Origin of the sequence: Kineococcus siccus (genome assembly GCF_009906795.1) — a bacterium.
Lineage (GTDB): Bacteria > Actinomycetota > Actinomycetes > Actinomycetales > Kineococcaceae > Kineococcus > Kineococcus siccus.
Map to the genome: position 1 here is coordinate 1 of NZ_JAAALN010000008.1, position 19,974 is coordinate 19,974.

General features: G+C 73.2%; 12 protein-coding genes and 1 pseudogene. 9 read left to right on the forward strand and 4 right to left on the reverse strand.

The window, feature by feature from the left end; all coding sequences use genetic code 11:
* A pseudogene (locus GTR02_RS02355) lies at positions 1-601 on the reverse strand (hypothetical protein); the annotation flags it as partial.
* Positions 602-668: 67 nt separating this feature from the next.
* Entirely contained in the window at positions 669-1,517 is an 849-nt protein-coding gene (locus GTR02_RS02360; RefSeq protein ID WP_166605873.1) for a class I SAM-dependent methyltransferase, read from the reverse strand.
* 158 nt (positions 1,518-1,675) lie between these two features.
* Between GTR02_RS02360 and rpsA the strand changes: the two genes are divergently transcribed.
* Complete coding sequence (gene rpsA / locus GTR02_RS02365) at positions 1,676-3,208, forward strand: 30S ribosomal protein S1 (RefSeq protein WP_166605874.1); 1,533 nt, start codon at positions 1,676-1,678, stop codon at positions 3,206-3,208.
* Positions 3,209-3,335: 127 nt separating this feature from the next.
* On the opposite strand, the gene GTR02_RS02370 is transcribed toward rpsA, so the two are convergent.
* Positions 3,336-4,445 carry a LacI family DNA-binding transcriptional regulator gene (locus tag GTR02_RS02370; RefSeq protein WP_166605875.1) on the reverse strand — a complete coding sequence of 370 codons (1,110 nt, stop codon included), beginning with the start codon at positions 4,443-4,445 and terminating at the stop codon, positions 3,336-3,338.
* Positions 4,446-4,844: 399 nt separating this feature from the next.
* Here GTR02_RS02370 and chvE point away from each other — a divergent pair, with 399 nt between their 5' ends.
* From chvE to uvrB, 5 genes are all read left to right on the forward strand, one after another.
* Positions 4,845-5,993 carry a multiple monosaccharide ABC transporter substrate-binding protein gene (gene chvE / locus GTR02_RS02375; RefSeq protein WP_338073525.1) on the forward strand — a complete coding sequence of 383 codons (1,149 nt, stop codon included), beginning with the start codon at positions 4,845-4,847 and terminating at the stop codon, positions 5,991-5,993.
* A gap of 102 nt (positions 5,994-6,095) precedes the next feature.
* Positions 6,096-7,679 carry a multiple monosaccharide ABC transporter ATP-binding protein gene (gene mmsA / locus GTR02_RS02380; RefSeq protein WP_166605877.1) on the forward strand — a complete coding sequence of 528 codons (1,584 nt, stop codon included), beginning with the start codon at positions 6,096-6,098 and terminating at the stop codon, positions 7,677-7,679.
* Between the two features lie 92 nt (positions 7,680-7,771).
* Positions 7,772-8,920 (forward strand): multiple monosaccharide ABC transporter permease, encoded by a 1,149-nt coding sequence (gene mmsB, locus GTR02_RS02385; protein WP_420814677.1) that lies wholly within the window; start codon positions 7,772-7,774, stop codon positions 8,918-8,920.
* Between the two features lie 118 nt (positions 8,921-9,038).
* A complete protein-coding gene (coaE, locus tag GTR02_RS02390; protein ID WP_166605879.1) occupies positions 9,039-10,265 on the forward strand; it encodes a dephospho-CoA kinase in 1,227 nt (408 codons plus the stop codon).
* 78 nt (positions 10,266-10,343) lie between these two features.
* Complete coding sequence (uvrB, locus tag GTR02_RS02395; RefSeq protein ID WP_166605880.1) at positions 10,344-12,473, forward strand: excinuclease ABC subunit UvrB; 2,130 nt, start codon at positions 10,344-10,346, stop codon at positions 12,471-12,473.
* Between the two features lie 134 nt (positions 12,474-12,607).
* Here uvrB and GTR02_RS02400 read toward each other — a convergent pair whose 3' ends face one another.
* A complete protein-coding gene (locus tag GTR02_RS02400) occupies positions 12,608-13,168 on the reverse strand; it encodes a MarR family winged helix-turn-helix transcriptional regulator (RefSeq protein WP_166605881.1) in 561 nt (186 codons plus the stop codon).
* Positions 13,169-13,468: 300 nt separating this feature from the next.
* Here GTR02_RS02400 and uvrA point away from each other — a divergent pair, with 300 nt between their 5' ends.
* The 3 genes from uvrA to rapZ all read left to right on the forward strand — a co-directional run bounded on the left by uvrA (position 13,469) and on the right by rapZ (position 19,974).
* Entirely contained in the window at positions 13,469-16,378 is a 2,910-nt protein-coding gene (gene uvrA / locus GTR02_RS02405; RefSeq protein WP_420814678.1) for an excinuclease ABC subunit UvrA, read from the forward strand.
* Positions 16,379-16,576: 198 nt separating this feature from the next.
* On the forward strand, positions 16,577-18,775 hold the full coding sequence (gene uvrC / locus GTR02_RS22655) for an excinuclease ABC subunit UvrC (RefSeq protein ID WP_166605882.1): 2,199 nt from the start codon (positions 16,577-16,579) through the stop codon (positions 18,773-18,775).
* Between the two features lie 71 nt (positions 18,776-18,846).
* On the forward strand, positions 18,847-19,974 hold the full coding sequence (rapZ, locus tag GTR02_RS02415) for an RNase adapter RapZ (RefSeq protein WP_338073528.1): 1,128 nt from the start codon (positions 18,847-18,849) through the stop codon (positions 19,972-19,974).

Sequence of the window (19,974 nt, forward strand, 5' to 3'; positions counted from 1 at the left end):
GCGTGAAGACCGGGTTCTCCCCGCCCCGCAGGGCCGGGACGGCCGCGACGGCGGCGACCAGCTGCTGGGCGCGCACGGCCGCGTCGTGCGGGGAGATCCCCTCCCGCACGGTCAGCAGGCGCGTGAGCCGGGCCGGGTCGCGCAGCAGGCCGCCGTGGACGCCGAGGAGCTCGACGGCCGCGGCGTCGTCGCCGCTCCAGAAGCGCTCCGCGCTGCGCAGCGCCTGCTCGAGGTCGGGCCCGCTCGCGGGCGTCGGCGCCCAGGCGGGGTCCCCGGCCCGGCCGAACAGGGCGGCCTCGTCGGCGGCGAGGTCGAGGACGCCGCTGGAGACGAGGAAGCGCAGCTCCCGCGGGCTCACGCCGCGCAGCAGGGAGGCGACGTACCGCGTCAGCCGGGTGGGCGCGCAGCGCTCCGCGACGGGGTCGAGGAGCGCGGCCACCGCGGTCGTGACGGGCGACGGGCCGGCCCGCGGCGCGGTCGCCGCGGGCGCGGGTCCCGCCGGCGTGGTCGCCCGGGGGGAGGTCACGTCCAGCGTCGTGGCGCCGACCACGACGAGCAGGCCCGTGGCGGCGACCGCGACCACGCGCGCGAGCGAGGACACGGGGTGCCGACCTCCCTCCACGCCCGGTCGCCCGACGTCGTCGTCGGGGCCGGTGGCTGCGAGGAGCCTAGGCGCCCGCGGCCGCCGTGGCACGGCGCAGCACGAGCACGAGCGTGCCGGGGACGAGCTCCCCCCGCAGCCGGCTCCAGCCGCCCCAGACGGCGTCGCCCGCCTGCCACTCGGGCTCGGCCAGGTCCTCGACGACGAACCCGGCGGCGCGCGCGAGCCGCACCCAGTCGCCCACGGTCCGGTGGTGCTCGGCGTAGCGCACGGTGCCGTCGTCGTCGGTCTCCACGTAGGGGCGGCGGTCGAAGTAGGAGTGCCGCACGGTCAGCCCCTCGGGCCCCGGGACGTCGGGCAGCGCCCACCGCAGCGGGTGCGGGACGCTCGCGACGAAGCGTCCGTGGGGCCGCAGGACGCGGGCGGCCTCGGCGAGCACGCGGTCGGCGTCGGCCACGAAGGGCAGCGCGCCGTAGGAGGTGACCACCAGGTCGAACGCGGCGGCCGCGAAGGGCAGCACCCGCGCGTCGCACTGCAGCAGCGGGGTGCGCAGGCCGCGCGCGTCCTCGAGCGCCGCACCCTCGGCCAGCATCCCGAGCGACAGGTCGGTGGCGACCACCGCGGCCCCGCGGGCGGCGAGCCACCGCGCGCACTGGGCGGCGCCGGCGCCGATCTCGAGGACCCGCAGCCCGGCGACGTCGCCGAGCAGGTGCGCGTCGGCCTCCCGCCAGCCCTCCGGCCCCCACACCAGGTCGGAGTCGGCGCGCTCGTCGCCGAGGAAGGAGCCGTGCTCGGTGCGGTACCCCGCGGCCTCGGCGTCCCACCACCGCCGCTGCGCCCGGACGGTCTCGGTGGCGCCCACGGGCCGGCGCCCGACGGACGGCTGCGGGGGAATCGCGTCGCTCACGCGGGCCATCCTCCGGCCCAGCGGGTGCTTTGCCCGCACCTGGGCTCGCGGGTAGGCTGGGAGAGCGAGCGTCTGCCACCCCGCCACCCGGTGGGGCCAGTGCTCGTGGCCCGCGGGAGCCCTCGCGCGTCACCCCTACCAGTGTCCCTGACGGAGCCCCTACCTCCATGACCACCACTACGACCGCACCGGCGAGCACGACGCCTCAGATCGCGATCAACGACATCGGATCGGCTGAGGACTTCCTCGCCGCGGTCGATGCCACCATCAAGTACTTCAACGATGGTGACATCGTCTCGGGCACCATCGTGAAGGTCGACCGTGACGAGGTCCTCCTCGACATCGGGTACAAGACCGAGGGCGTCATCCCCTCCCGCGAGCTCTCCATCAAGCACGACGTCGACCCCAACGAGGTCGTCGGCGTCGGTGACGAGGTCGAGGCCCTGGTCCTCCAGAAGGAGGACAAGGAAGGCCGGCTGATCCTGTCCAAGAAGCGCGCTCAGTACGAGCGCGCCTGGGGCACGATCGAGGCCAAGAAGGAAGCGGACGAGGTCGTCGAGGGCGTCGTCATCGAGGTCGTCAAGGGCGGCCTCATCCTCGACATCGGTCTCCGCGGCTTCCTGCCCGCCTCGCTGGTCGAGATGCGCCGCGTGCGCGACCTCCAGCCGTACGTCGGCAAGACGATCGAAGCCAAGATCATCGAGCTGGACAAGAACCGCAACAACGTGGTCCTGTCCCGCCGCGCCTGGCTCGAGCAGACCCAGTCCGAGGTCCGCCAGAACTTCCTCACGACCCTGCAGAAGGGTCAGGTCCGCTCCGGCGTCGTCTCCTCGATCGTCAACTTCGGTGCGTTCGTCGACCTGGGCGGCGTGGACGGCCTCGTGCACGTCTCCGAGCTGTCCTGGAAGCACATCGACCACCCCTCCGAGGTCGTCGAGGTCGGCCAGGAGGTCACCGTCGAGGTGCTCGACGTGGACATGGACCGCGAGCGCGTCTCCCTGTCGCTCAAGGCGACCCAGGAAGACCCGTGGCAGCAGTTCGCCCGGACGCACGCGATCGGTCAGGTCGTGCCGGGCAAGGTCACCAAGCTCGTCCCGTTCGGTGCGTTCGTGCGCGTCGACGACGGCATCGAGGGCCTGGTGCACATCTCCGAGCTGGCCGAGCGCCACGTCGAGGTGCCCGAGCAGGTCGTCCAGGTGAACTCCGACATCTTCGTCAAGGTCATCGACATCGACCTCGAGCGTCGCCGGATCTCGCTGTCGCTGAAGCAGGCGACCGAGTCGCTGGCCGCGGCCGGCGAGGAGTTCGACCCCTCGCTGTACGGCATGGCGGCGGACTACGACGAGCAGGGGAACTACAAGTACCCCGAGGGCTTCGACCCCGAGACCAACGACTGGCTCGAGGGCTACGACGCCCAGCGCGAGGCGTGGGAGACCCAGTACGCGCTGGCCCACGAGCGCTGGGAGGCCCACAAGAAGCAGGTCGCCGAGGCCGCCGAGGCCGAGGCGAAGGCCGAGGCCGAGGGCACGAACGTCGCCCCGGCCGCGAGCTCGAGCAGCTCGACCGGTGGCGGCTCGTCCTCGTCGTCGTCCTCCTCGACGCCGTCGTCCTACACGTCCGAGGCGCCCGAGGCGGGCGGCACGCTCGCCTCCGACGAGGCCCTCGCGGCGCTGCGCGAGAAGCTCACCGGCGGCAACTGACCTCCGGCTCGCTGAACGACGAGAGCCCCGACCGGTCCGCCGGTCGGGGCTCTCGTGGGTGGTGACGTCGTGGGTGCTGACGTCGTGGGTCGGGGCTCGTGGCCGTCGCGCGGGGCGGGACGGTCGATCAGGCCGACGACGGGGTGCGCACCTGCGGGGGCACCTCGCCCGCGGCGACCGAGGGCCCGGTGCGGGGCGGCGAGCTCGGCGGGGCCGCGGTGCTCGCCCGCACCACGAGGCGGGGGTTGAGACCCCCGACGTCGACGACGCGGTCGGTGAGGCGGCCCAGCAGCAGGTGCACGCAGCGGCGGCCGATCTGCGCGAAGTCCTGGTGCACCGTGGTCAGCGGCGGGTTCAGGTACGCCGCCTCGGGGACGTCGTCGAAGCCGACGACGCTCACGTCCCCCGGCACGCACAGCCCGCCGTCGACCACGGCCCGCACGACGCCGATGGCCATGTGGTCGTTCGCCACGAAGACCGCCGAGGCGCCCGCGGCCAGCAAGCGCTGGCCGCCGAGGTAGCCGGACGCGGCCGTCCAGTCGCCCCGCACGGGCGGCGGGACGCGACGCCCGGCCTCCACGAGGGCGGTGCGCCAGCCCGTGGCGCGCGAGCGCGACTCGGCCCAGTCGGGCGGGCCCGCGAGGTGGTGCACGGTCTCGTGGCCCAGCTGCAGCAGGTGCGCGGTCACCTCGCGGGCGGCCGCGACCTCGCCCCAGTAGGCGTCGGCCACGCCGGCGCCGTCGAGCCCGGGGGCGAGCACGCAGGGGAAGGTGGCCTCCGCGGCGGCGACCGCGGCCTGCGAGGCGTCCTCGGGCACGATCGCCACCGCGCCGTCGACAGCCTGGTCGCGCAGCTCGGTGAGGGCCTCGTCGACCGACGCCGGCTTCAGGTCGCGCACCATGACGACGGCGACGGAGTACCCCGCCTCCCGCGCGGCCTCCTGCACCCCGAGCAGCGTCATGGCGGGGCCGTGCAGCGCCGAGCTCGCCGCGACGACCCCGATGCGGCGCGAGCGCCGGGTCACCAGGGCGCGGGCGGCGGCGTTGGGCCGGTACCCCAGCTCCTTGATGGCCTGCTCGACCCGTTCGCGGGTGCGCCGGGCGACGGCGGGGGAGCCGTTGACGACCCGGGAGACGGTCTGCTGGGAGACGCCCGCGCGCTCGGCCACGTCGGCCAGCACCGGGGTGCGCGCGGCATCGCCGTCCTCCGGCGCACCGGGGTCGCGGGGCGGTGTCATGAGCGCTTCCTGACTTCACGTCGGCGTCGGCAGCGACGGGACGGACGGGGGTGCCGGGACCCGAGCGGGCCGGCGGGAGCGGGGGGAAGGGCACCGCGGCGAGCGCGAGCCGGGCCGCCGCTGGTCGCGTCAGCGTAGCTCAGCCACCGGGGCGCGGAACCCCTTGCGGGGCGGTGGGTCCCCCGGACGCGCCACGTGGCGGCAGCCGGTGGGCCAGTTGGGCGATCTGGTTGACGCGGCGGGCTGCTAACGCTAACAATGGCTCAGCTGGCCCGCAGCCGATGTCCGGGGTCGAAGAAGCACCGGACAGCTCCTCGGGTCCCCCCGCACCGCAGCTGGTGCCCATCCCCCGTCATGAGCCTCGTCTCTGACGATCACGAGGTACAGAGGAGTTCCGCCGTGAACGTTCGTCGCCGCACCCTGGCTGTCTTCACCGCTGGTCTGGTGCTTTCCCTGTCCGCCTGCGGTGGTGGTGGCGCCGGCAGCACCGACGGTGGCAGCAGTGCGCCCGCGGACCCCGCCGACATCACCGTCGGCGTGGCCATGCCCACCCAGACCTCCGAGCGCTGGATCGCCGACGGCAACGCCGTCAAGGCCGGCCTGGAGAAGGCCGGCTACAAGGTCGACCTGCAGTACGCCAACGACGACATTCCCACGCAGCAGCAGCAGATCGACCAGATGATCACCAAGGGCGACGACCTGCTGATCCTCGCGGCGATCGACGGCACGGCCCTCGCGGGTCAGCTGGACGCGGCCAAGGCCGCCGGCGTGAAGGTCATCTCCTACGACCGCCTCATCCGCGACAGCGCGAACGTCGACTTCTACGTCTCCTTCGACAACTACAAGGTCGGTGTGCAGCAGGGCACCTCGCTGCTGACCGGCCTCGGCCTGCTGAACGCCGACGGGTCCAAGGGCACCGCGACCGGCCCCTTCAACGTCGAGCTGTTCGCGGGTTCGCTGGACGACAACAACGCCGGGTTCTTCTGGAACGGCGCGTTCGACACCATCAAGCCCTTCATCGACTCGGGCCAGATCGTCGTGAAGTCGGGCCAGACGAAGATCGACGAGGCCGCCACGCTGCGCTGGCAGCAGGAGGTCGCCCAGAAGCGCATGGAGGACCTGCTGACCTCCGCCTACAGCGACGGCAGCAAGGTCGACGGAGTCCTCAGCCCGTACGACGGCATCTCGCGCGGCATCATCACCGCCCTGCAGAACGCCGGCTACGGCACGGGCGGGCAGAAGATGCCCATCATCACCGGCCAGGACGCCGAGATCGCCTCCGTCAAGCTCATCAACGACGGCGTGCAGTACGCGACGATCTTCAAGGACACCCGCAAGCTCGCCGAGCAGGCCATCACGGCCTCGGAGGCCTACCTCGACGGCAAGGAGCCGGAGGCCAACGACACGACGACGTACGACAACGGCGTCAAGGTCGTCCCCTCGTTCCTGCTGCAGTCCGACATCGTCTACAAGGACAACATCACCTCCCTCCTCGTCGACACGGGCTACTACACCCAGGCCGAGGTCGACGCCGGCCAGGCCAGCTGACCCTCCCCGCCACACCGTCCCGCACCCGGCCCCCGGGTGCGGGACGGTCTGCGCCGCAGCGCATCCCATCGAACCGCTCACGATCGAGGACCCGGCTGGCCGATGACCGACAATATCCTGGACATGCGTTCCATCACCAAGACGTTCCCCGGCGTGAAGGCGCTGTCGGACGTCTCCCTCTCGGTGGCCCGCGGTGAGGTCCACGCGATCTGCGGGGAGAACGGGGCCGGCAAGTCGACCCTCATGAAGGTCCTCTCGGGCGTGTACCCGCACGGGTCCTACGACGGCGAAATCGTCTTCGACGGTCAGGTCTCGCAGTTCCAGGGCATCAGCGACTCGGAGCGGGCCGGCATCGCGATCATCCACCAGGAGCTGGCCCTCGTGCCGTTCCTGTCGATCGCGGAGAACCTCTTCCTGGGCAACGAGCGCAAGGGCCGCGGCGGGCTCATCGACTGGAACCGCGCCAACGGCGAGGCCTCGAAGCTCCTGGCCCGCGTGGGGCTGGACGAGAACCCGACCACGCCCATCGGGCAGCTCGGCGTCGGCAAGCAGCAGCTCGTCGAGATCGCGAAGGCGCTCAGCAAGGACGTCAAGCTCCTCATCCTCGACGAGCCGACCGCCGCGCTGAACGACACCGACTCCGAGCACCTCCTCGGGCTGCTGCGGCAGCTGCGGACCGAGGGCATGACGAGCATCATGATCTCGCACAAGCTGAACGAGATCGAGGCCATCGCCGACACCACGACCATCATCCGCGACGGCCGCTCGATCGAGACCTTCGCCATGGCCGGCGAGGCCGTCAGCCAGGAGCGCATCATCCGCGGGATGGTCGGCCGCGACCTCGACAGCCGGTTCCCGGACCGGACGTCGAACCCCGGCGCCGAGGTGCTGCGGATCGAGGACTGGACCGTCCGGCACCCGCTGCAGGACCGCCTCGTGGTCGACGGCGCGAGCCTGAACGTCCGGGCCGGCGAGGTGATCGGCATCGCGGGCCTCATGGGCGCCGGCCGCACCGAGCTCGCCATGAGCGTGTTCGGCCGGTCCTACGGCCGCTACGTCGGCGGCCAGCTGTACAAGGCGGGCACGCCGATCCAGGCGCGGTCGGTGCAGGAGGCCATCCGGCAGGGCATCGCCTACGCCACCGAGGACCGCAAGAAGTACGGGCTGAACCTCATCGACGACATCAAGCGCAACATCTCCGCCGCCGCGCTCGACAAGCTCGCCGCCCGCGGGTTCGTCAACGCGCAGGAGGAGATCCGCGTCGCCGAGGACAGCAAGAAGAGCATGAACATCAAGGCCCCGACCGTCATGTCCCTGACGGGCAAGCTCTCCGGCGGCAACCAGCAGAAGGTCGTCCTGTCCAAGTGGATCTACTCGGACCCGGACGTCCTCATCCTGGACGAGCCCACCCGCGGCATCGACGTCGGCGCGAAGTTCGAGATCTACACGATCATCAACCGCCTCGTGGCGGCCGGGAAGGCCGTCATCGTCATCTCCTCCGAGCTCCCCGAGCTGCTGGGCATCTGCGACCGCATCTACACGCTCGCGTTCGGCCGCATCACCGGTGAGGTCGACGTCGCCGACGCGACGCAGGAGCGGCTGATGAGCCTCATGACCCTGGAGAAGTCGACGGCGACGACCGGGACCTCCACCACCCTCGACGACACCCAGGAGCACCCCGCATGAGCGGCACCGGCGACCTCCTCAAGGGCGCAGCACCCCGCACCCCGAAGGCCCCCTCCGGCCCGAAGACGGGCAGCGCCAACCCGCTCGTGGCGATGAGCCAGAACCTGCGCACGAGCGGCATCTACATCGCGTTCGTGCTCGTCGTGGCGCTGTTCGCCCTGCTGACCGACGGGCTCTCGCTGAGCCCCGGCAACATCACGAACATCCTGCTCCAGTACTCCTACGTGCTGGTGCTGGCCATCGGCATGGTCATCGTCATCATCGCCGGGCACATCGACCTCTCGGTCGGCTCGGTCGTGGCCTTGACGGGTGCCGTGTCGGCGAAGATCGTCATCTCGGGTGGGCAGCCCTGGTGGGTCGGCATCCTCGCCGCCCTCGCCGTCGGTCTCGTCATCGGTGCGTGGCAGGGCTTCTGGGTCGCCTTCGTCGGGATCCCGGCGTTCATCGTCACCCTCGCGGGCATGCTGCTGTTCCGCGGCCTGACGTTCTACGTCCTCGACAACGTCTCGCTCTCGCCGTTCCCGGCCGAGTACACGCAGGTCTCCACCGGGTTCCTCAACGGGCTGCTCGGCGGCTACGGCTACGACGCGTTCACCCTGCTCATCGGTGTCCTCGCCGTGGTCGGGTACGCCGTCAGCCAGGTCCGGACCCGCATCGCCCGGACCCGCTACGACCAGGTCGTCGACGCGATGCCCCTGTTCGTGCTGCGGATCGTGCTCGTGGGCGTCGTCGTCATGGCGCTGGCGTGGCAGCTCGCCCACTCGCGCGGCCTCCCGGTGGTGCTCATCATCCTGGCCGTGCTGATCCTGGCCTACTCGGTCGTGACGCGGTCGACGGTGTTCGGCCGCCAGGTCTACGCCATCGGCGGCAACCTGGCCGCGGCGCAGCTGTCCGGCGTGAACGTCCGGAAGGTCAACTTCTGGATCTTCGTGAACATGGGCTTCCTCGCCGCCATCGCGGGCGTCATCTTCTCCTCGCGCTCCAACGGGGCCCAGCCGAGCGCCGGCAACAGCTTCGAGCTCGACGCCATCGCGGCGGCCTTCATCGGCGGGGCGGCCGTCACGGGCGGCATCGGCACCGTCCGCGGGGCGATGGTCGGCGGTCTGCTCGTCGGCGTCATCTCCAACGGCATGCAGCTGCTCGGCCTCGAGCAGTACCTCCAGCAGGTCATCAAGGGACTCGTGCTCCTGCTGGCCGTCGCCTTCGACGTCTACAACAAGCGTCGCGCCGGCGGGCGCTGACACCTCCACCACCTCGGGCCCGGCCGACCTCGGCCGGGCCCGACGTGCGTCCGGCGGTCCCGGCGCCCGGCGTCCCGGGCCCGCCGCGGGTGTCCCGTGCGGCGGCTACGGTGGCCGGGTGCTGCGCGTGGGGCTGACCGGGGGCATCGGGGCGGGCAAGTCGACGGTCGCGCGGCGGCTGGTGGAGCGCGGCGCCGTGCTGGTGGACGCCGACGTGGTCGCCCGCGAGGTCGTGCGGCCGGGCACCCCCGGCCTCGCGGCGGTCGTCGACCGGTTCACCGCGGGGGTGCTCGCCCCCGACGGCAGCCTGGACCGGGCCGCCCTGGGGCGGATCGTCTTCGCCGACGCCGCGGCCCGCGCGGAGCTCAACGCGATCGTGCACCCGCTCGTCGCGGCCCGGCGGGCCGAGCTCGTCGCGGCGGCCCCCGCTGGCGCCGTCGTGGTGGAGGACGTGCCGCTGCTCGTGGAGACGGGGCTCGCGCCGCGGTCGCACCTCGTGGTCGTGGTGCACGCCGACGCGGCCGAGCGCGAGCGGCGGCTCGTCACCGAGCGGGGCATGTCCCCCGCGGACGCCCGCGCCCGCCTCGCGGCCCAGGCCTCCGACGCCGAGCGCCGCGCCGCCGCCGACGTCTGGCTGGACAACCCCCGCCGCCACGACGGCCCCGACCCGCTGCCCGGCCTCGTCGACGCGCTCTGGGACGAGCGGCTCGTGCCCTACGCGCGCCACCTCGCGGCCCGCGAGCGGGCGCCGCGGCCGCAGCGCGCCGTCCTCGTCGCCCCCGACCCCGGCTGGCCGGCCGAGGCCGCGCGCGCGATCGCGCGGGTGCGGCACGTGGCGGGGGAGCGGGCCCTGTCCGTCGAGCACACCGGGTCGACCGCGGTCCCCGGGCTGCTCGCCAAGGACGTCCTGGACCTGCAGGTCGTCACCGCGGACCTCGCCACGGCCGGGCGGGTGGCGGACGACCTCCTCGCGGCGGGGCTCGTGCGCCAGGCCGGCCGGTGGTGGGACCGGCTGCCCGGGGGCGCCGCGACCGTGGACGACGCCTCCACCGTGAACCGGGCCTCGACGGTCGACAAGGCCTTCGCGGCCAACGCCGACCCGGCCCGGGCGGTCAACTGCCACGTCCGTCCCGCGACGTCGCCCGTCTGGCGCCACGTCCTCCTCTTCCGCGACCGCCTGCGCACCGACGCGGGGGACCGCGCGGCGTACGCCGCGCTCAAGCAGCGCCTGGCGGCGGCCCCGCACGCGGACGTCGACGCCTACGCGGCGGGCAAGTCGTCCTTCGTCGACGCCGTCCTGGAGCGGGCCGCGGCCACGCTGCCGCGCCCCGAGCTGCCCGGCTGAAGCCGCCGGCGGGCACGGGAGCGTTCGCCGCGAGCGAGCGCGGGGGGTCGTGTCGGAGGCGCGTCCTACTCTGGGGACATGCGGCCGACGACAGACATCCAGCGGCGAGTGGCGCCCTTCGAGGTGGTCTCGGAGTTCTCCCCGTCCGGCGACCAGCCGGCGGCGATCGCGGAGCTCACGCAGCGGATCCAGGCCGGGGAGAAGGACGTCGTGCTGCTGGGTGCGACCGGCACCGGCAAGTCGGCCACGACCGCCTGGCTCATCGAGCAGGTGCAGCGGCCGACCCTGGTGATGGCCCCCAACAAGACCCTCGCGGCGCAGCTGGCCAACGAGTTCCGCGAGCTGCTGCCGAACAACGCGGTCGAGTACTTCGTGTCGTACTACGACTACTACCAGCCCGAGGCGTACGTCCCCCAGTCGGACACCTACATCGAGAAGGACTCCTCGATCAACGAGGAGGTCGAGCGGCTGCGCCACTCGGCGACCAACTCGCTGCTGACGCGCCGTGACGTGGTCGTCGTCGCGACCGTCTCCTGCATCTACGGCCTGGGCACGCCGCAGGAGTACGTGGACCGCATGGTCAACCTCAAGGTCGGCGAGACGATGGACCGCGACGACCTCCTGCGGCAGTTCGTCGGCATGCAGTACACGCGCAACGACCTGGCGTTCACGCGCGGCACCTTCCGGGTCCGCGGCGACACCGTCGAGATCATCCCGATGTACGAGGAGCACGCGATCCGCGTCGAGTTCTTCGGCGACGAGATCGACAAGCTGTACACGCTCAACCCGCTCACGGGGGAGGTGCTGCGCGACGAGGAGCTGGTCTACGTCTTCCCGGCCTCGCACTACGTCGCCGGTCCCGAGCGCCTCGAGCGCGCGGTCGGCACCATCGAGGCCGAGCTGGCCGAGCGGCTGGCGGAGCTGGAGCAGCAGGGCAAGCTGCTCGAGGCGCAGCGGCTGCGGATGCGCACGACGTACGACATCGAGATGCTGCGCCAGGTCGGCACGTGCTCCGGCGTGGAGAACTACTCCCGGCACATGGACGGCCGCGAGCCGGGCTCGGCGTCGAACACGCTGCTGGACTACTTCCCCGAGGACTTCCTGCTCGTCATCGACGAGTCCCACGTGAGCGTCCCGCAGATCGGCGGCATGTACGAGGGGGACGCCTCGCGCAAGCGCACGCTCGTCGACCACGGCTTCCGGCTGCCCAGCGCCATGGACAACCGGCCCCTGCGCTGGGAGGAGTTCCTCGAGCGCACGGGGCAGACCGTCTTCCTGTCGGCGACGCCCGGCTCCTACGAGCTGTCTCGCGGCAGGGGCGTCGTCGAGCAGATCATCCGCCCGACCGGCCTGGTCGACCCGCAGGTCGTGGTCAAGCCCACCAAGGGCCAGATCGACGACCTGCTGCACGAGATCCGCGAGCGCGCGGCGCGCGACGAGCGCGTCCTGGTGACCACGCTGACCAAGAAGATGTCGGAGGACCTCACCGACTACTTCCTCGACCAGGGCGTGCGGGTGCGCTACCTGCACTCCGAGGTCGACACGCTGCGGCGCGTGGAGCTGCTGCGGGAGCTGCGCCAGGGCGCCTACGACGTCCTCGTCGGGATCAACCTCCTGCGCGAGGGGCTGGACCTGCCGGAGGTCTCCCTCGTCGCGATCCTCGACGCCGACAAGGAGGGGTTCCTCCGCTCGGCGACCTCCCTGATCCAGACCATCGGCCGCGCGGCGCGCAACGTCTCCGGCGAGGTCCACATGTACGCCGACCGGATCACCCCCTCGATGGAGCAGGCGATCGAGGAGACGAACCGGCGCCGCGAGAAGCAGGTGGCCTACAACCAGGCGAAGGGCGTCGACCCGATGCCGCTGCGGAAGAAGATCGCGGACATCACCGACCTCATCGCCAAGGAGGACGCCGACACGGCGGCCCTGCTCGGCGGCGGGGGCCGCCAGCAGTCCCGCGGCAAGGCGCCCGTGCCCGCGCTGGGCGCCAAGGCGCGGGGGACGGGCCGCAACATCGGCCGCGAGGTAGGTCCCGAGCCGCGGGAGTCCATGCCGCAGACCGACCTGGCCGAGCTCATCCAGCAGCTCACCGACCAGATGCACGGGGCCGCGGCCGAGCTGCAGTTCGAGCTCGCGGGGCGGCTGCGCGACGAGATCGGGGACCTCAAGAAGGAGCTGCGCGGGATGCGCGCCGCGCAGGGGGCCTGACCGGCGGTCCTGACCCACGGGCCCGACCGGCGGGGTCCGGCGACCGTCGGCGGTGCGGGCCGGCGGTGCGGGGGTCCGTGGCCCCGGCGGCCGGTGCGCGGGCTCTGTCCCCCCGCACCCGTCGCGCGGGGAGCTCAGTCCTCCCGGACGGGCGGGACGGGGGACACGGCTCCCGTCGCGGTGAGGTGCGCGAGCATGGCCTGCGCGATCTCGCCGAGCTGCTTGACCTGCTCGGCGTCCAGGACGTCGAAGAGGTTGCTGCGGACCGCCTCGACGTGGCCGGGGGCCGCGGCGGCCAGGGCGTCGAAGCCCGCGTCCGTGAGGACCGCGAGGTAGCCGCGGCCGTCGGTCTCGCAGGCCTCCCGGCGGATCCACCCGCGCTCCTCGAGGCGGGCGACGGCGTGCGAGACGCGGCTGCGCGAGGACAGCGAGGAGTCGGCGAGCTGGCTCATCCGCAGCGAGCGCCCAGGCGCCTCCGACAGGCGGACGAGCATCTCGTAGTACGTGTGGGCGATGCCCGACTCGTGCTGCAGCTGGCGGTCGATGCGGTCCGTGAGCAGCTGCGTCGCGGACAGGTAGGCGCGCCACACGACCTGCTCGTCCGCGTCCAGCCAGCGGGTCCCGCCCGCGGGCGCCGGGGCGTCCGCCGTCGGCGCGGGGAGGGGGGCGGCGGCCGGGCCGGCGGAGGGGACCATGGCCCCAAGGTACGCGTTCGTCTCAACCACTTCCAGGTGAACGCCCAGGAGCCGGCCGTCGCCGGCCGGGCGTGCCCGCCCCCGCCGGGAGCCCGGGCGGCCCCGCCGGGTCCCTCGGCGGCCCCGGCGGAGCGTGGGGCCGACGTCGTCGTGTCCGGCGGTGTCGGAGGGGGAGCCTAGGGTTGGGTCGTGGCCTCTCGCACCCCCTCCAGCAGCACCTCGCGGTCCGCGCCCGCGGCCCGCAGCACCGCGTCGAGCACGGGCGGCGCCGCCACCTCTGCGGCGCGGCGCGCCCCCGCCGTGCCGACGCCCGTCCGGCGGACCGCGATCACCCCGACGGACCGCCTCGTCGTGCGCGGCGCGCGCGAGCACAACCTCAAGAACGTCTCGGTGGACCTGCCCCGCGACAGCCTCGTGGTCTTCACGGGCCTGTCGGGGTCCGGCAAGTCCTCGCTGGCCTTCGACACGGTGTTCGCGGAGGGCCAGCGCCGCTACGTCGAGTCCCTGTCGGCCTACGCCCGCCAGTTCCTCGGCCAGATGGACAAGCCCGACGTCGACTTCATCGAGGGGCTGTCGCCCGCCGTCTCGATCGACCAGAAGTCGACGTCGCGCAACCCGCGCTCGACGGTGGGCACGATCACCGAGGTCTACGACTACCTCCGGCTCCTCTTCGCGCGGGCCGGGCGCCCGCACTGCCCCGTCTGCGGCGAGCCCGTCGGCCGCCAGACCCCCCAGCAGATCGTGGACCAGCTGATGGAGCTGCCCGCGGGGACGCGCTTCCAGGTCCTCGCGCCCGTCGTCCGCGACCGCAAGGGCGAGTACGCGGAGCTCTTCCGCGAGCTGCAGGCCAAGGGCTTCGCCCGCGCCCGCGTCGACGGCGAGGTCGTGACGCTCGAGGAGCCTCCCGCGCTGCAGAAGAAGCTCAAGCACACCATCGAGGTCGTCGTCGACCGCCTCGTGGTCAAGGAGGGCGTCAAGCGCCGCCTGACCGACTCCGTCGAGACCGCCCTCGTCCTCTCCAGCGGCCTGCTCGTCGCGGACCTCGTCGACGTCGAGGGCCCCGAGGGCGAGCGCCGCTTCTCCGAGAAGATGGCCTGCCCGAACGAGCACCCGCTCGACCTCGACGAGGTCGAGCCGCGGTCGTTCTCCTTCAACTCCCCCTTCGGCGCCTGCCCGGAGTGCACGGGCATCGGCACCCAGCTGGAGGTGGACCCCGAGCTCGTCGTCCCGGACGAGGACCTGTCGCTGGCCGAGGGGGCGATCGCGCCCTGGACGAGCGGCTCGGCGGACTACTTCCAGCGCCTCATGACGGCGCTCGCGGAGGACCTGTCCTTCTCGATGGACACGCCGTGGCGCGCGCTGCCCAAGCGCGCCCGCGACGCGCTGCTCGGCGGCAAGGACCACAACGTCCACGTCCGCTACAAGAACCGCTGGGGTCGCGAGCGCGCGTACTCCACGGGCTTCGAGGGCGTGATCCCGTTCGTCAAGCGCCGCCACGCCGAGACGGAGTCCGACCTCAGCAAGGAGCGCTACGAGGGGTACATGCGGGAGACGCCGTGCCCGGTGTGCCGGGGCGCGCGGCTCAAGCCGTCCTCGCTGGCGGTGAAGCTCGGCGACCGGTCGATCTCGGAGATCTGCGCCCTGCCGATCGACGAGTGCGCCCGCTTCCTGAACGCGCTGCAGCTGTCGGCGCGCGAGAAGAAGATCGCGGCGCAGGTGCTCAAGGAGATCCAGGCCCGCCTCGGCTTCCTGCTCGACGTCGGGCTGGACTACCTCTCGATGGACCGCCCCGCGGGCACCCTGTCCGGCGGCGAGGCGCAGCGCATCCGGCTGGCGACCCAGATCGGCTCGGGCCTGGTCGGCGTCCTCTACGTCCTCGACGAGCCGAGCATCGGGCTGCACCAGCGCGACAACCGCCGGCTCATCGACACGCTCACGCGGCTGCGCGACCTCGGCAACACCCTGATCGTCGTCGAGCACGACGAGGACACCGTGCGGGTCGCCGACTGGATCGTCGACTTCGGTCCTGGGGCCGGTGAGCGCGGCGGCGAGGTCGTGCACTCCGGCGACCTCGAGGGCCTGCTGGCCAACCCCCGGTCGCTGACCGGGCAGTACCTCTCGGGGCAGCGGGCCATCGAGACGCCCGCACAGCGCCGCCCCGTGGACCCGGCGCGGCAGCTCGTCGTGACGGGTGCGCGCGAGCACAACCTGCACGACGTGGACGTCGCGTTCCCGCTCGGCTGCCTCGTCGCGGTGACGGGCGTGTCGGGCTCGGGCAAGTCGACGCTGGTCAACGACATCCTCTACACGGTGCTGGCCAACAAGCTCAACGGCGCCCGCCGGGTGCCCGGCCGGCACAAGTCGGTCAAGGGCCTCGAGCACCTCGACAAGGTCGTCCACGTCGACCAGAGCCCCATCGGCCGCACCCCCCGCAGCAACCCGGCGACCTACACGGGCGTCTTCGACCACGTCCGGAAGCTGTTCGCCTCGGCGCCGGAGTCGAAGCTGCGCGGCTACCAGCCCGGGCGGTTCTCGTTCAACGTCAAGGGCGGTCGCTGCGAGGCGTGCTCGGGCGACGGCACCCTGAAGATCGAGATGAACTTCCTGCCGGACGTGTACGTGCCCTGCGAGGTCTGCCACGGGGCCCGGTACAACCGCGAGACGCTCGAGGTGCACTTCAAGGGCAAGACCATCGCCGAGGTCCTCGACATGCCCATCGAGGAGGCCGCCGACTTCTTCGCGGCCGTCCCCGCGATCTCGAGGTTCATGCAGACGCTCACCGAGGTCGGCCTCGGCTACGTCCGGCTGGGTCAGCCGGCGACGACCCTGTCGGGAGGCGAGGCGCAGCGGGTCAAGCTCGCCGCGGAGCTGCAGCGCCGGTCCAACGGCCGCACGATCTACGTCCTCGACGAGCCGACGACGGGGCTGCACTTCGAGGACATCCGCAAGCTCCTCGGCGTCGTGCAGGGGCTGGTCGACAAGGGCAACAGCGTCCTGGTCATCGAGCACAACCTCGACGTCATCAAGACCGCCGACTGGGTCGTCGACATGGGCCCCGAGGGCGGCGGCGGGGGTGGCCGCGTCGTCGCGACCGGCACGCCCGAGGAGATCGCCGCGCACCCGGGCAGCTACACGGGGCAGTTCCTCGCCGAGCTGCTGGGCACCGGCGCCGAGGGGCGCGGCAGCCGCCGGCGGGCGCGCGCGAGCTGACCCTCCGCGAGGGGACGTCGCGCACGCGCCGCCGTCCTCCGCGAACGCGCGCGCGGGCCGGCCGGTCCTCCCGGGGACCGGCCGGCCCGCTCGCGTGTCGTCCGGTCCCCCGGAGGTCGCGGTCCCCGGGAGGGTTCCGCCCGCCCGCCCGGCCGCAGCGGTTCGGCCCGTGTCGCACGGGCGACATAACCTGGGCCCGTGCCCGATCCCGCCACCTACCGTCCCAAGCCGGGGGAGATCCCCGTCGAGCCCGGGGTCTACCGCTTCCGCGACCCCCAGGGCCGGGTCATCTACGTCGGCAAGGCGAAGAGCCTGCGGCAGCGGCTGTCGAACTACTTCCAGGACCTGTCCGCGCTGCACCCCCGCACGATGACGATGGTGACCACCGCGGCGAGCGTGGAGTGGACCACGGTGTCCACCGAGGTCGAGGCGCTGCAGCTGGAGTACTCCTGGATCAAGGAGTTCGACCCGCGCTTCAACGTGAAGTACCGCGACGACAAGTCCTACCCCTACCTCGCCGTGACCATGGGTGAGGAGGTTCCCCGCGTGCAGGTCATGCGCGGCGCCAAGCGCAAGGGCACCCGCTACTTCGGGCCGTACACGCACGCCTGGGCCATCCGGGAGACGGTGGACCTCCTCCTGCGCGTCTTCCCCGTCCGCACGTGCTCCGCCGGCGTCTACAAGCGCGCCGGGCAGGTCGGCCGCCCGTGCCTGCTGGGCTACATCGACAAGTGCTCCGCGCCGTGCGTGGGCAAGATCGACCCGGAGGACCACCGCGCGCTCGCGCAGGACTTCTGCGACTTCATGGGCGGCAACACCCAGCGCTACGTCCGCCGCACGGAGCTGGCGATGAAGGAGGCTGCGGGCGAGCTGGACTTCGAGCGGGCCGCGCGGCTGCGCGACGACCTCGGCGCGCTGCAGAAGGCGCTCGAGAAGAGCGCCGTCGTCCTTCCCGACGCGACCGACGCCGACGTGTTCGCCATCGCCGACGACGAGCTCGAGGCGGCCGTGCAGGTGTTCCACGTGCGCGGCGGCCGGGTCCGCGGCCAGCGCGGCTGGGTGGTGGAGAAGGTCGAGGACGTCGGCGCCCCCGAGCTCGTCGAGCAGCTGCTGCTCCAGGTGTACGGCGGGGAGACGGGCGAGAACGTCCCCCGCGAGGTGCTCGTCCCGCACCTGCCCGCGACGGTCGAGGGCGACGTCGAGGACTGGCTCTCGGAGCTGCGCGGGTCCCGGGTGGACCTGCGCGTGCCGCAGCGCGGGGACAAGCGTGCGCTGATGGACACCGTGCACCGCAACGCGACCCAGGCCCTGGCGCTGCACAAGACCCGCCGCGGCGGCGACCTCACGGCCCGCAGCCAGGCGCTGCAGGAGATCCAGGAGGCCCTCGGCCTGGACGAGGCGCCGCTGCGCATCGAGTGCTTCGACGTCTCGCACACCCAGGAGACCAACGTGGTCGCCTCGATGGTGGTGTTCGAGGACGGCCTGCCCAAGAAGGGCGAGTACCGGCGCTTCGCCGTGCGCGGTGACGAGGGCGGCGTGGACGACACCGCGGCCATGCGCGAGGTCCTCCTGCGCCGCTTCCGGCGCCTCGGCACCCGGCAGCCCGCCGACGCCCCGCCCGTGGACGAGGTCGAGGGCGCGGACGGTGCGGCGCCCGCGCCGGGCGGCCTGGGACCGGGCGACGGACCGGCCGACGGACCGGGTGACGGACCGGCCGACGCACCGGGCGACGGACCGGACGACGTGGCGGCCCACCCCCTCGCGGTCCTCGCGGTGGGGGCCGGCCGCAGCGGCCCGGTCGAGCCCGGGGCCCCGGGCGGCGAGGTGCTCGCGGGCATCGACCCGGACACCGGACGGCCGCGGCGCTTCGCGTACGCGCCCAACCTCGTCGTCGTCGACGGCGGGCAGCCCCAGGTCGAGGCGGCGGCCCGGGCGCTGGCCGACCTCGGCATCCACGACGTCGCCCTCGCGGGCCTCGCCAAGCGGCTCGAGGAGGTCTGGCTGCCGGGCGAGGCCCACCCCCTCGTGCTGCCCCGGACCAGCCAGGGGCTCTACCTGCTGCAGCGGGTGCGCGACGAGGCCCACCGCTTCGCCATCACCTACCACCGCGCGAAGCGCAGCAAGGCCATGACGACGAGCGCGCTGGACGGCGTCCCGGGCCTCGGGCAGGCCCGGAAGTCCGCGCTGCTCAAGCACTTCGGGTCCGTCAAGAAGCTGCGCGCCGCCTCGGCCGAGGAGGTCGCCGCGGTCCCCGGGATGGGCCCGCGCACCGCGCAGGCCGTGGTGACGGCGCTGGCCGAGGGCCCGGGTGGCCCCGCCGACGCGAACGGGGCCGGAGCCGCGGTCGCCGCGGGCCTGCCCGCCGTGAACACCGCGACCGGAGAACTCCTCGACTGAGCGTGCCCTTCCGACTGCACTCAGTACCGTTCCCGTCACCGCAGGGGTGCCGCGGCTGGCAGGATGACGCCGTGGCACCACGACCCGGTGACCCGCGCGGGACGTCCTCCGGCGCAGGGCCCGACGACCCCTCGACGCCTCCGCACGACGCCGCCGGGGCGCCCGCTCCCGACGGTGCGCGGGCGCCCGCAGCCTCCGCCGCCGAGGACGGGCGGGGGAGGGCCGGCGCACCCGCCTCCGCGGCCACGGCGGCAGACGCCGAGCAGCTGCTGGCCGCCGACGAGCCCGCGGCCGGCCTCACCCCGGCCGGCGACGCGCCCGCGGACGCCGCGCGCTCGCGGCGCCCCGAACTGCTGATCATCACGGGCATGTCGGGGGCCGGGCGCTCCACCACGGGCAAGGCGCTCGAGGACCTGGGCTGGTACGTCGTGGACAACCTGCCGCCGCAGATGCTCGAGCCGCTCGCCGAGCTCGCGGCCCGCGCCGGGCTGTCGGTCCCGCGCATCGCGGTCGTCGTCGACGTGCGCGGCCGCTCCTTCTTCGCCGAGCTGACGGGGTCGCTGACCGCCCTGGACACCCGGCACGTCTCGCCCCGCGTGCTGTTCCTGGACGCCACCGACGAGGTGCTCGTGCGCCGCTTCGAGTCCGTGCGCCGCCCGCACCCCCTGCAGGGCGACGACCGCATCGTCGACGGCATCGCGCGCGAGCGCGTCCTCACGGGCGACCTGCGCTCGCGCGCCGACGTCGTCGTGGACTCCTCGGCCTTCAACGTCCACCAGCTCGGCGCCCTCGTGGCGTCCCTGTTCGAGGCCGAGCGGGCCGACGACCTCCGCGTCACCGTCATGAGCTTCGGCTTCAAGTACGGCACCCCCGCGGACGCCGAGCACATCGCCGACGTGCGGTTCATCCCCAACCCGCACTGGGAGCCCGACCTGCGCCCGCTCACGGGGCGCGACGAGCCCGTGGCGGACTTCGTCCTGGCCGCGGAGGGGGCGCGCCCCTTCCTGGACCGCTACACGGGCGCCCTGGACCCCGTCTTCGCGGGCTACCGGCGCGAGAACAAGCGCTACGCCACCGTCGCGTTCGGCTGCACGGGCGGCAAGCACCGGTCCGTCGCCATGGCCGAGGAGCTCGGCCGGCGGCTGGAGCGCAGCGGTGTGCCCGTCCGCGTCCTGCACCGCGATCTGGGGCGGGAGTGA